The following is a 13629-nucleotide window of genomic DNA, read 5'->3' as shown; positions in this document are numbered from 1 at the left end:
CTAAGCGACATGAGATTGAGCAAATTAATATATACAACCCTATTTTTTATTGCGGCGGGCACCTTAAATACCAATGCGCAAGACAAAAAACCGGTAGAGAAGAAAACGGAAGAAAAAGCAGTAACTGAAGAAATTGAAGTCGTAAGGCCTTATAAACCCGTTCTTGCTGAAGCTGTAAAATTAAGGAGAAGTCCAGATTTAAATGATGTTAAAACCTATAAAGCAAAGTTCAATTACAGCTTAACAGATAGGAAACTGGAATTGAATTCTGATATCAATAAACTACAAGCTCAGCAAGTAGCAGCTGAAAAGGAAGCGATGCTGATTAACAACTACGTGAAAGGTGCCTTTGGCTCTTCAGCAACTTCACTTCTTGAAGGCTATCTCAACATTGGCAGAGATGAAGCATTACAGGCAGGTGCATTTTTCAAGCATTTCGGACAATCAGGAAGTCTGAACAAACAAAGCGCAAATCAGCAACAATTAAGCGTATTTGGCAGAAGCATTGGTGATGAAGTTACCTTAAGCGGCCGACTTAACTTTCAAAGAAACCGACTGTTTTTCTATGGAATAGATAAGAACAACCCAACTTTAAACCCTAATCCGGAGAAACAAACCTTTAACTTTCTTGAGGCTGAAGGCGAACTCGTAAACAAATTCACTGATGATCCGGATGCATTGAGCTACGCTGCTAAAATGAATGGTTATATCTGGAGCGATGCATACGATGCGAAAGAAAGTTCAATTGTATTAAATGGCTACGTGAATAAACGCATCAGCAGCTTTAACTTAGGATTTGCCGGTTCAGTTGAATTTGGCAGTACTAAAGATGCCCTTACTGATGTTGGCAATAACTTACTCCGATTAAACCCTTATATTAAGCTACAGGCCAGTGGTGTTAAAATTAATGCAGGAATCAACTTTGTACAGGAATTTGGAACTGCTTCTTCCAGCAGAATATTCCCTGCAGTAACAGCAGATTTCACTTTGATACCAGATTACTTAGAGATCTTTGGAGAGCTGAAAGGTGATGTAAATCGCAATTCCTTAAAACAGCTAACAGATGAAAATCCATTTTTAAACAACAACATAGCCATCAAAAACTCTGTTGAAAAGCTAAGCATCAGCGGAGGTATTAAAGGTAATGGCGGACCTGGATTTGGTTACAAAGCCAGATTTTATCACAAACAAATTGAAGATATGCCACTATTCGTAAACAGCTTTGCAAACTTTAACAAGTTTGATGTGATTTACGATTTTGGTACAATGAAACAAACTGGTATTGAAGGCGAATTATCTGTTCAGGTTAGCGACGCTTTAAAATGGACAGGTAAACTGAATATTGAAGATTATAAACCTGCTGCCGAAACACAAAGCTGGTTCAAACCACAAATGCGCTTAAGCTCTGATTTAATGTATGCCATCAATAAAAAAATCACAATAAATGCAGCTGTTGCCCTTCAGGATGATAGCAAAGCTAAAGTTTACACAGCAGCACCGGCAAGCCCATACCTTGTTCCTGATTTAGCAAATGAAACGGTTGTTACAGTTAAGGGCTTTGTTGACCTTGGCGTTGGTGCATCTTATAAGATCAACAACAAGTTTTCAGCCTTTGCAAGAGCAAATAATTTACTAAATACCAGGTACAGCAAATATTTACATTACGAGGCAATTGGCTTCAATATATTTGGAGGTATCGCCTACTCATTCTAATGCTTTTCAATTAATAATTGCTTGGTACGGAATTAAAATTTATTTTTACCAGAATGGATATCTTATCATACCTGACTACACTTATAAAAACCCATAAAGAAGTGGGAATTCCCGGACTGGGGACCATTTATAAAATGAAATCTCCTGGGAGGTATGATATTGATACGCACTCTTTTCTGCCACCAAGCTATTCATTAAGCTTTACTTCAGATCTTAGGGAACAAAGCCTCCTTACAGATCTGATCAGTAAGAAAAAGAATATTTCGACAGATGCGGCGACTTATTTTGTTGAACAGTTTTCACAAAATATACTCGATGAACTCTCAGGACATCAGGAATCTGATTTTGGCGAACTGGGCACTTTTTCTACAGCATCAGGAAGCCTGGCTTTTATCCCTAAACAGGATAGTAGTTTTGGATTTGACTTTTATGGACTACCGACGCTAAATGCAGAATTGAAATCTGAAGATGCAGAAGTCCTGAATGAAGAACCTTTGCAAACGGAGGAGTCTATAGAAGAAGAATTACCTGTCGAAGAGGAACAGTTTTTTCAGGAAGAGTTGCCACATGTAACAGCGGAACAATTAGAACTTGAAAACAACAATGCCGACCTGGGCGATGGTACCAGTGAAGAAACTACTGAAGCTGTAGACGAACAAGCTGCAGAAGAAATACATCACCTGGATAGTACTGAAGTTCCCACTACTAAAGAAGACGAAGACAACAATGATGAGCAACCAGTGTTTGAGGAAATTGCTGAAGTTGTAAGCGTTCCTGAAGTACCAACTAGTCCGTTGGCCCCTGTTATTGAAACTCCTGAACCTTTAAATGATGTTTATGAGACGGTTAATATTTTCAACAAAACTCCATCAGAACAACCGCCCCATTTAACTTTAGATTACACGGAAGCGGAGAAATCAGGAATGCCAGCCTATATGAAAGTGATTATAGGACTTGCTGCCATCATAATGCTTGCAGGAGTGATCTATATGGCCAAACCTGAACTATTTGATAGTATCCTTAAAAAAGAGTCAGTTCAGCCTGTTGAAATGCCTGATACAACAGCAACCAGTCAAAACGACGAACAAATAAAGATAGATTCCATTACACAGGCAGATAGCATTAGAAGAAGTAATGAGAAGGCTATTCTTGCTGCAGATTCGGCTAAAGATTCCATTAAAACAATAAAACCTATTGAAAAACCAATAGAAGTCACTGCAGAAAAAACAAAAGATGCGACTGTTTCTTATGAAATTATCGCTGCATCACTACTTAATCAAAAGGAAGCAAATAACTTTCTTGCGGATATGAAAAAGAAAGGCATTCCGGCTAAAATTGCCAATATGCCAGGCAAAAGAGTGAAAATCAGCATAGGTTCCTTTGCTGATGAAGAAACTGCAAAAAAAGAACTTGAAATCCTGAAGAAAACAACAAAAATTCCAGGGATCTACATTTACTCGGTTAGACACACAAACAATCCCAAATAATTATGATCGCATTAATTCAAAGTGCCACTGATACCATTACACAGCTTACAGATACCGCAAATGCACTGAATCAGGCCGTAACGCCACCAACTCCTGAACTACATTTTATTGATCTTTTACTAAAGGGAGGCTGGGTTATGCTTCCATTAGCCTTTTTAGCATTTATGGGTTTGGTTATTTTTGTTGAAAGATACCTAACCATCAGAAAAGCATCTAAAACAGAATCAAATCTGATGCTTCAGATCAAGCAATATATCCATGACGGAAGATTAGATAACGCCATTGCCTTATGTAAAAACAACAACTCTCCATTGGCGAGAATGTTGGAAAAAGGATTAAAGCGTATTGGAAGACCAATTAAAGATATTGAAGCTGCCATTGAAAACAATGGTAAACTTGAAGTATCTAAACTGGAGAAAAACATTGGGATACTTGGAATTATCGCCGGTATTGCCCCTATGCTTGGTTTCGTTGGAACAATTATTGGTGTAATCACGATTTTCCACGACGTTTCCATTAAAGGAGCTATCGAAATCGGAACCATTTCTGGCGGTCTATACACAAAAATGATTACTTCAGCAACTGGACTAATCATTGGTATTATTGCCTATGTATTGTACCATATCTTAAATATGATGGTTGAACGTATCATTTTAAGAATGGAAACTGATGCAATTGAATTTATTGATCTATTAGAGGAGCCAGGTAAATAATGAATCTACGCAAAAGAAACAAAGGGACAGTAGAGGTTCATACCTCTGCCCTGAACGACATCATGTTCTTTCTGCTGCTGTTTTTCCTGTTGGCTTCGGCCGTAGTTAATCCGCAAGTAGTAAAGTTATTGTTACCAAGATCTGAATCAGGACAACAATCTTCAGCACAAAAAACCGTTACTGTATCTATAGATGAGAAGCTAAATTATTCTGTAGATAAACAAAAAGTAACCCTGGAGCAGCTGCAAACAGCGATAGAAAGCTATCAAAAAGCTTCACCCGATCTAACTATTGTATTATATGTTGCAAGGGGTGTTTCTATCGAAAATACAATGCTCGTATTTGATGTTGCAAACAAATTAAAACTGAAAGTTGTACTTGCTGTAGAACCTAAGAAATAATGACCTATCCTAAAGAAGAAAATAATTACCCTAAGGCGCTTGCAATATCAACAGGCATCATGGCAGTTTTGCTGGCCTTAAGCTTTTTTATTGTCATAGGCACCTTCAAACCCGAAGTTGAAGCAGGTATGGGTGGTATGGTAGTCAATTATGGTACTTCTGTAGAGGGTATGGGAACAGATTATACCAGTATAGAAGAACCTTCCGCCGATCCAAATGCCAACGAACAGGCACCGGATAAAGTAGTGCCGGAGGAACCAACTCCGCAAACATCTACTGCTCAAGCCGATGATAAGGAAATTGTAACGCAAAGTACAGAAGAAGCGGTCAGCGTAAAAACAAAAACGACCAAAAGTACTTCAACACCTGTAGCTACGGCAACAGAAACGAAACCTGCCAAGCCGACAATTAATCAAAATGCTTTGTATAAAGGCAAAGCCAATAAAGGAACCGGTGGTGGCGACGGTACGGGTGCTACACCTGGTAACCAGGGAAGTGTAAATGGGGATCCACTAGCCAATAATTACGGCGAAGGAGGCTCTGGTTTTGGAGAAACACCAATCGCTTTAAGAAAATTCACCAACCTCGTTACCCCTCAGGATGACGGACAAAAAACAGGTAAAATCGCAGTAAGAATAATGATCAATAAAAGCGGAGTAGTTATTGATGCTACACCGGGTGTAAAAGGCACCACCTTAAACGACCGTGAATTGTGGCAAAAATGCAAGGATGCAGTAATGGGTGCCCGCTTAACTCAATCAGAATCTGCACCTAATGTTCAGATAGGTGTAGTTGTTTTCAACTTTAAAGTGAAATAGTTCATCTGCTTTGGTAATTTTGCCTAATCAGGCTTTTCAAATGAATTACAAAGAAACAATAGATTATTTATACAGCAAGCTGCCCATGTTTACACGCGTGGGCGCTGTTGCTTTTAAAAAGGATTTGCACAATACGCTGGCGATGTGCGAAAACCTGGGTAATCCTCAAGATAAATTTAAAACCATACATGTTGGTGGCACAAACGGGAAAGGCTCCACATCTCATATGCTGGCAGCTATTTTTCAGCAGGCAGGTTATAAAACAGGTCTATACACCTCACCTCACCTTAAAGATTTTAGAGAACGTATCCGAATAAACGGAGAAATGGTTCCCGAAACCTTCGTCACGGATTTTGTTGAAGGGCAACAATCCTTAATCGAAGAAATCAGTCCCTCCTTTTTTGAAGTCACTGTAGCCATGGCTTTTTCTTTTTTCGCCAGCGAAAAAGTGGATATTGCTATCATAGAGGTTGGATTAGGCGGCCGGATCGATTCCACAAATATTATCACACCCGAGTTATCAGTTATCACCAACATCAGTCTTGACCATACCAATATCCTTGGGAATACCCTGGGAGAAATTGCGATAGAAAAAGCAGGTATTATCAAGCCCGGAGTACCTGTAGTAATCGGAGAAACACAAGAGGAAACTCAGCAGGTATTCATCAAAAAAGCTGCAGAAACCAATAGCAGTATTATTTTTGCTGACCAGAAATTTCATGTAGAAAACACCAGCAGAGATAAAGAATACCTCAGCACTTCGATATATAAAGGTACCAATGTCATCTATAAAAATCTTAAGCTGGACCTTAGCGGCTTCTATCAATTAAAAAATGTGCTTACTGTACTAGAGGCTATAGCCATTTTAAAAGAAAAAGGATACAGAATAACGGATAGCCATATTTACGACGCTTTAAACCATGTGAAAGCCCTAACAGGGCTTCAGGGAAGATGGCAAAAATTAAGTGAAAACCCACTGGTCATTTGTGATACCGGACACAACATTGCCGGTATTACTGAAGTTATGCAAAACATCAGTAAAACTGACTATGAAAGATTACATATTGTTATCGGAATGGTAAAAGACAAAGACATTAGCGGAGTTTTAGCACTGCTCCCTGTCGATGCTTATTATTATTTCTGTCAGCCTCAATTAGAAAGGGCACTCTCTGCAATTGAATTGGCAACTAAAGCAAAATCATTTTCTTTACACGGACAGGTTTTTAATACAGTTGGCGAGGCAGTTCAGGCCGCCAAGAACGGTGCTACAGCTAATGATCTCATTTTCATTGGTGGAAGTACTTTTGTCGTAGCTGAAGTGATGTAAATCTTTACATAGACATAAAGTACACTTATCATCAACATTCTATATTTGCGGCTCAAAATCTACAAAGTAAATACCTTGATAAGCTAATAATTAATAAATAAATTAGCTTATCAAAAACCCTTACCGATTAAACCAACCAAAGAGTAGATAATACTACTCAAACCCAATAAAACAATACAAAAAACACACAATGAGAAAAATTTATTTATTGTTTACCGTCTTTGCCATGATTACACAGGCACAGGTCTCGACTGCTCAAAAAAAGGGTATTAAGACGGCACCTAAAACTACCAATGGTATCAACAGACCAAAAATTATTGTAGGACTTGTCGTTGATCAAATGAGATGGGACTACTTATATAGATATTACGACCGATATACGACTGGCGGCTTTAAAAGACTCGTAAAGGAAGGATTCTCAGCCGAAAACACATTGATTCCATACACACCAACTATTACCGCTTGCGGCCACTCCAGTATCTATACAGGAACTACTCCCGCTATCAATGGTATAGTAGGAAACGACTGGTATGATGCTCAGCTAAAAAGAAACATGTATTGTGCCGAAGATACCAGTGTAACTACTGTAGGCAGCAGTACCATGGCAGGTGTAATGTCGCCAAAAAACATGCTTACCACCACCATTACTGATGAGCTTCGTTTGGCTACAAATTTTAAAAGTAAGGTAATAGGTGTCGCACTTAAAGACCGTGGTTCTATCCTACCTGCCGGGCATTCAGCCAATGCTGCTTATTGGTATGATGGACAAACAGGTGATTGGATTACCAGTACCTACTATATGAAATCACTACCTACCTGGCTTCAGGATTACAACAAGCAAAAAAAAGCTGATTTATATTTTGCTAAAAACTGGAATACACTTTACCCAATTGATACCTATACACAAAGTACAGCCGACGATAAGAACTATGAAAGGAAAACAAGAGGTGAACAGACACCAACATTCCCTCATCCTTTAAAACTTTACATTGGCAAAAATTATGAGGTCATAAAAAGTACACCTTACGGAAATACAATCACCCTTGATCTTGCAAAAACTGCTATCGAAGCGGAAAAAATGGGCCAGAATAACACGACCGATTTTCTAGCCGTTAGCTGCTCATCTACAGATTACGTTGGCCATCAGTATGGTCCGAATTCTGTTGAAGCAGAAGATACTTTCCTAAGGTTAGATAAAGATCTTGAAGAATTCTTTACTTATTTAGATCAAAAATTTGGGAAAGGAAACTACTTATTCTTCCTATCAGCCGATCATGGAGCTGCTCATGTTCCTGGATTTATGAATGAGAATAGACTACCAGGAGGAACTTTTGAAGAAGCTAAGGTTTTTAAAAGTTTAAACGAAACAATTGAAAAAACCTTCAAAGTAAAGAAAGCTATAGCAGCTTCAGAAAATGGTCAATTTTACCTCGATCATGCAAGTATAAAAACTGCCAATGCAAATCTTGATGCTATAAAATCATTGATAATCGAAACACTAAAAACTAAAGATGAAGTCGCTGATGCTGTAGACATGACCAAGCTTGCCACAACTACTCTACCCGAAGAAATAAAAAAATCTCTAACCTATGGTTATTATGCCCAAAGAAGTGGAGACATTTATTACATTTTAAAACCAAATTATTTCACCGGTGCGAAGACAGGTACAACACATGGTTCCTGGAATCCATACGATGCGCACATTCCATGTGTTTTTATGGGCTGGAACGTAAAACCGGGAAAAACCAATAAAACTTATCACATGACAGACATCGCCGCTACTTTAGCTGCTATGTTACACATACAAATGCCAAGCGGCTGTATTGGAACCCCCATTACAGAGCTTACCCATCAATAAAATAAGCCATTTTTAACTTTACAAAGGCTGTTCTGGTACAAAAACCGGAACAGCCTTTTGTTATTATAGCTTAGTGTATTTGATCAGGCTATTCCTACCAGCCTCCGTTCAGTTTTGTTATCTTTGCATACCTATTTATAAACCTATTATGGAGCAAATTGAAATCTATAAACCCAAGCATAAAATCCGTTTTGTTACTGCCGCTGCACTCTTTGATGGCCACGATGCTACGATTAATATCATGCGCCGCATCCTGCAATCTTCAGGCGCCGAAGTTATACACTTAGGCCATAACCGGTCTGTTGATGAAGTAGTAAATTGCGCAATTCAGGAAGATGTTCAGGGTATCGCCATGACTTCGTACCAGGGTGGTCACATTGAATACTTTAAATACATGTACGACCTCCTTCAGGAAAGAGGTGCTACACATATTAAAATATTTGGCGGTGGAGGTGGGGTAATATTACCTTCTGAAATAGCAGAACTTCAGGAATACGGCATCACAAGAATATACTCACCTGATGATGGACGTAAAATGGGCTTGCAAGGCATGATCAATAATATGCTGGAGCAAACTGATTATATCACCACAAAATCATTAAACGGAGAGCTTAAAACCATACCACAAAAAGAAGTAAAGAGCATAGCTGCTGCAATTACAGTAGCAGAGAACGATCCGGAAGCTGCACAAGATTTTGTAAATGAACTAAAAAAATTAACATTATCCAGCCAGGCACCTGTATTAGGTATCACAGGAACCGGCGGTTCAGGCAAATCATCCCTGGTAGATGAACTGGTGAGGCGCTTTTTAATGGAAGTTAAAGATAAAACACTGGCCATTATATCTGTAGACCCCTCTAAACGTAAAACGGGAGGAGCATTATTAGGCGACAGAATCCGAATGAATGCCATCAATAACCCACGGGTGTATATGCGTTCGCTGGCCACCAGACAAGCCAATCTTGCATTATCGAAAAATGTACAGGAAAGCATTGATATCTGCAAAGCAGCTGGGTACGACCTCATCATTGTCGAGACTTCCGGCATTGGACAGTCTGATACCGAAATCACAGAACATTGCGATGTATCATTATACGTAATGACTCCCGAATTTGGAGCAGCAACTCAATTGGAAAAAATCGACATGCTCGACTTTGCCGATCTTGTAGCCATCAACAAATTTGATAAAAGAGGTGCCCTGGATGCATTAAGAGATGTACGCAAGCAATATAAACGCAACCACAATCTCTTTGACGCTAAAGACGAAACAATTCCTGTATATGGAACCATGGCTTCGCAGTTCAATGATCCCGGCATGAATAACCTGTTTACTTCTCTAATGTCTAAAATCGAAGAGAAAACAGGTGTTAAATTTAATGCACAAATGGAGCTGACCGCAGAGCAATCAGAAAAAATCTATATCATTCCACCAGATAGGATCAGATACTTAGCAGAAATTGCAGAATCCAGTCAGACTTATAATGAATGGGTAGAAAAACAAAGCACCATTGCCCGTAAATTATACCAGTTACAAGGCGTAATTAAACTATCTCAGGAAGAAAGCACAAACAGAGATGTTCCTTCAAGCAAAAACCTAACGGAGACACTTGAGGACGTGTATAAACACCTTGAAGAACAATTAGATGGTGAATGCCGTAAACTACTTCGTCAGTGGCCGGAAACCAAGCTAAAATACAAACAGGAATATTTCGTCTATAAAGTAAGGGATAAAGAAATTAAACAACCATTGTTTTATGAATCCTTATCTAAACTTCAGATTCCAAAAGTATCGCTACCAAGGTACGAAGATTGGGGAGACATCCTTCGTTGGCTTTTAACCGAAAATGTACCCGGCGAATTTCCTTATGCTGCAGGTGTATTTCCACTAAAACGTGAGGGCGAAGACCCTACAAGGATGTTCGCCGGAGAAGGTGGCCCTGAAAGAACAAACAAAAGGTTCCACTATGTATCCTTAGGCCAACCCGCACATCGTTTATCTACCGCATTCGACTCCGTTACACTCTACGGTGAAGATCCGCACATCAGACCTGATATATATGGTAAAATTGGTAACTCAGGAGTTAGTATAGCAACTATTGATGATGCTAAAAAACTCTATTCAGGTTTCGACCTCTGTGCACCTTCCACTTCAGTATCCATGACTATCAACGGTCCTGCACCTATGCTATTAGGCTTTTTCATGAATGCTGCAATAGATCAGCAATGTGAAAAACACATCATTGAACATGGCCTGGAAAAAGAAGTCGATGAAAAAATCAAAAAAATTTATAAAGCTAAAGGACAGGAAAGACCCAGTTATAGCGGTGCATTACCTGAAGGTAACAACGGACTAGGCCTAATGCTGTTGGGCGTTACCGGAGATCAGGTGTTACCAGCAGATATATATGCTAAAATACGTGCACATGCCATTAGCACTGTTCGAGGAACCGTTCAAGCTGATATATTAAAGGAAGATCAGGCACAAAACACTTGTATCTTCTCTACGGAGTTCGCCTTAAGAATGATGGGCGATATCCAAAGTTATTTCATTAGTGAGAAGGTTCGCAATTTTTATTCTGTATCTATTTCAGGTTATCATATTGCAGAAGCGGGTGCAAATCCAATCTCACAACTAGCCTTTACACTTAGTAACGGATTCACATTTGTTGAATACTACCTGAGCAGAGGGATGAATATCGATGATTTCGCTCCTAACCTGTCTTTCTTCTTCTCTAACGGCATAGATCCGGAGTATTCGGTAATTGGTCGCGTGGCACGTCGTATCTGGGCTAAAGCGATTAAAAACAAGTATAAAGGAAATGACAGGTCACAAAAGCTAAAGTATCATATTCAAACTTCAGGTCGTTCATTACACGCACAGGAAATTGACTTCAATGATATCCGTACAACTCTACAAGCTTTATACGCTATATACGACAACTGTAATTCTCTTCACACCAATGCCTATGATGAAGCGATAACCACCCCTACCGAAGAATCCGTACGCAGGGCGATGGCAATCCAGCTCATCATCAACAGAGAACTAGGACTTGCTAAAAATGAAAACCCTTTACAAGGTGCTTTCATTATCGAAGACCTTACTGATCTTGTTGAAGAGGCTGTATTGCTCGAATTTAAACGAATTAATGATAGAGGTGGTGTACTTGGTGCTATGGAAACCATGTACCAACGCGGTAAAATTCAGGAAGAGAGTTTATACTATGAAACACTAAAACATACCGGTGAATATCCAATTGTTGGTGTTAACACATTTTTAAACAAAAATGGCTCTCCAACGATTGTACCAGGAGAAGTTATACGTGCCACAGAAGAGGAAAAACAATACCAGATTAAAGCCCTTCAGTTATTCCAGGATAGGAATGCAGATAAAGCAGAAATGGCATTAAAGAATCTTCAGAAATCAGCAGTAGCGGGAGATAATATATTTGATCAATTGATGGAAGTATGTAAAATCTGCTCCCTGGGTCAAATATCTAAAGCATTATACGAAGTAGGTGGGCAATACCGCAGAAACATGTAATCAAAATATGCACACGCATATTGGTATAAAACAAGAAAGCCTGAATAATTTATTCAGGCTTTCTTGTTTATTGTATATTTTAATTAAGCGTGTATCCAGCTAAATTTATAATCCATTGTAGGCTGCTTCATACGATCTGCTACACGTAACAAGCGTGAAGGTAATGCCACGATATAATCACGTGCTTTCTCACCAGCTTCATTTAATTCACCCATACTTTCAATTTTCCACTCTTCAATCAGCTGCTGCATGATCTCAACATAGTCAACCGCAGTATAAACACCTAGGCGTTGCGCAGCATCAGTGAAGTGTCCGAAAGTTTGTCCGATTTTCAAGCCCATTTCGCGAAGGAAGTGTGCAGGCATTACAATTTTCTGGCGCATCATATCTTCAAAAGCAATCATTGCTTCGTTAGGATCCACTTCAAAAATCTTATTCATAAAATCCTTGTAAGCCTTAGCGTGACGGGCCTCATCAGAAGCAATTACACCACACATTTTAGACAATAGTGTATCACCATCCTTTTTAGCCAATGATGCTACCCTTCTATGTGAAATATTTGTAGCTAACTCCTGGAAGCTGGTATAAATAAAGTTCCTGTAAGGATCATGACCTGTACCTATGTCAAAACCATCAGCGATCAGATATTGTGTAGATATCTCCATCTGGCGCATATCAACACGTCCTGATAGATATAAATATCTATTCAACAAATCACCATGTCTATTCTCTTCAGCAGTCCAGTGACGTACCCATTTCATCCAACCACCTTGCTCATTTCTGGAAATACCATCTACCATGCTTAACCATGATTCATAAGTAGGCAAAGCCTCCTCAGTAATGGTATCACCTATCAAAACTGCTACAAGATCATAAGAAAGATCTTTAGCATTTTCACGTAGTCCTTTTATATCCTGGTAAAATGTTTCGCTTGTAGAATCGGGCAAAAAATCTGATGGCTGCCAATTAGTATCAATCGGTTTTAAGTAAGTGTCCATCATATCGAGCATATAGTTCTCGATATGTAACATTACTTCCCTTCTTTTCTCTGCGAAAAAACTCATTCGTTTTATATTTTAAATTTTGTATCAAAGATAACCAAAAAAAGTACAATCTTATTGCATAAGCACTATTTTATTCGTAATAATCGCCCTATCACAAAGGTAATTAAGGTGTCATTATTTAACATAAAATAGCCCATTCTTTAAATACAAAACATACTTGCTAATGATGAAGCTAAAAAATCAAAAAAATGTAGATTATCCCCACCAGCTACAAATTAAGCTGTCTAATGACACCAAACAGTTACCAAGTACCGATTCTCAAAACTCCATAAACGCTATTAAGCATAATCTAATATCAGGCTAAAACGTTTCATTTCCAGATGAACCTGGGTATAAAAAATCCTACAAAGTCGGGAAGGTATAGGGTAAATAATTCCCAGCAGAATCGGGAGCTGTAAAATTCCTATAAACAAGAAAAGCCGATAGTCTTCTGACTACCGGCTTTCTTTAAGATTTGGCACCGACCTACTCTCCCACGTGTTACCGCAGTACCATCGGCTCTGGTGGGCTTAACTTCTCTGTTCGGAATGGGAAGAGGTGGACACCACCGATATAGGCACCTAAATATTTTTAATGATTTAGTATATATCTTTTCGCTTTATTGCGCAGCTTTCGCCTTGCATGCTGTTACACTAAACAAATGACATATTATTGAAAGAAGTTAAGTTAGGAAGAACAAACAACAGTTTACTGCTCTTGAAAGCTTC

9 protein-coding genes and 1 rRNA gene are annotated in these 13629 nt (G+C 38.9%); 8 read left to right on the top strand and 2 right to left on the bottom strand.

Annotated features, from left to right (window positions below):
• Positions 1-9 precede the first annotated feature (9 nt).
• From B9A18_RS00050 to B9A18_RS00015, 8 genes are all read left to right on the top strand, one after another.
• Positions 10-1713, top strand: coding sequence for a porin family protein (locus tag B9A18_RS00050; protein ID WP_084286627.1), 1704 nt, complete (start codon positions 10-12; stop codon positions 1711-1713).
• A 53-nt stretch (positions 1714-1766) separates the two neighbouring features.
• A complete protein-coding gene (locus B9A18_RS00045) occupies positions 1767-3200 on the top strand; it encodes an HU domain-containing protein (RefSeq protein WP_144009329.1) in 1434 nt (477 codons plus the stop codon).
• A 2-nt stretch (positions 3201-3202) separates the two neighbouring features.
• Positions 3203-3913 (top strand): MotA/TolQ/ExbB proton channel family protein, encoded by a 711-nt coding sequence (locus B9A18_RS00040; RefSeq protein ID WP_144009328.1) that lies wholly within the window; start codon positions 3203-3205, stop codon positions 3911-3913.
• Complete coding sequence (locus tag B9A18_RS00035) at positions 3913-4314, top strand: ExbD/TolR family protein (protein WP_084286625.1); 402 nt, start codon at positions 3913-3915, stop codon at positions 4312-4314. Before B9A18_RS00040 ends, B9A18_RS00035 begins: the two co-directional genes overlap by 1 nt.
• Positions 4314-5132 (top strand): energy transducer TonB, encoded by an 819-nt coding sequence (locus B9A18_RS00030; RefSeq protein ID WP_084286624.1) that lies wholly within the window; start codon positions 4314-4316, stop codon positions 5130-5132. Before B9A18_RS00035 ends, B9A18_RS00030 begins: the two co-directional genes overlap by 1 nt.
• Positions 5133-5172: 40 nt before the next feature.
• Positions 5173-6459 (top strand): bifunctional folylpolyglutamate synthase/dihydrofolate synthase, encoded by a 1287-nt coding sequence (locus tag B9A18_RS00025; protein ID WP_084287402.1) that lies wholly within the window; start codon positions 5173-5175, stop codon positions 6457-6459.
• Between the two features lie 190 nt (positions 6460-6649).
• A complete protein-coding gene (gene pafA, locus B9A18_RS00020) occupies positions 6650-8317 on the top strand; it encodes an alkaline phosphatase PafA (RefSeq protein WP_144009327.1) in 1668 nt (555 codons plus the stop codon).
• 148 nt (positions 8318-8465) lie between these two features.
• The gene (locus tag B9A18_RS00015; protein ID WP_084286622.1) at positions 8466-11858 is read left to right on the top strand and encodes a methylmalonyl-CoA mutase family protein; all 3393 of its coding nucleotides are present in this window, start codon (positions 8466-8468) and stop codon (positions 11856-11858) included.
• Between the two features lie 83 nt (positions 11859-11941).
• On the opposite strand, the gene B9A18_RS00010 is transcribed toward B9A18_RS00015, so the two are convergent.
• Positions 11942-12922, bottom strand: a complete 981-nt coding sequence (locus tag B9A18_RS00010; RefSeq protein WP_084286621.1) for an acyl-ACP desaturase — start codon at positions 12920-12922, stop codon at positions 11942-11944.
• Positions 12923-13374: 452 nt separating this feature from the next.
• A 5S ribosomal RNA gene (rrf, locus tag B9A18_RS00005) occupies positions 13375-13486 on the bottom strand.
• Between the last annotated feature and the right edge of the window lie 143 nt (positions 13487-13629).

The sequence above is a fragment of the Pedobacter nyackensis genome, assembly GCF_900176505.1.
Classification (GTDB): Bacteria; Bacteroidota; Bacteroidia; order Sphingobacteriales; family Sphingobacteriaceae; genus Pedobacter; species Pedobacter nyackensis.
This window is presented reverse-complemented; position numbering and strand designations above follow the sequence as displayed.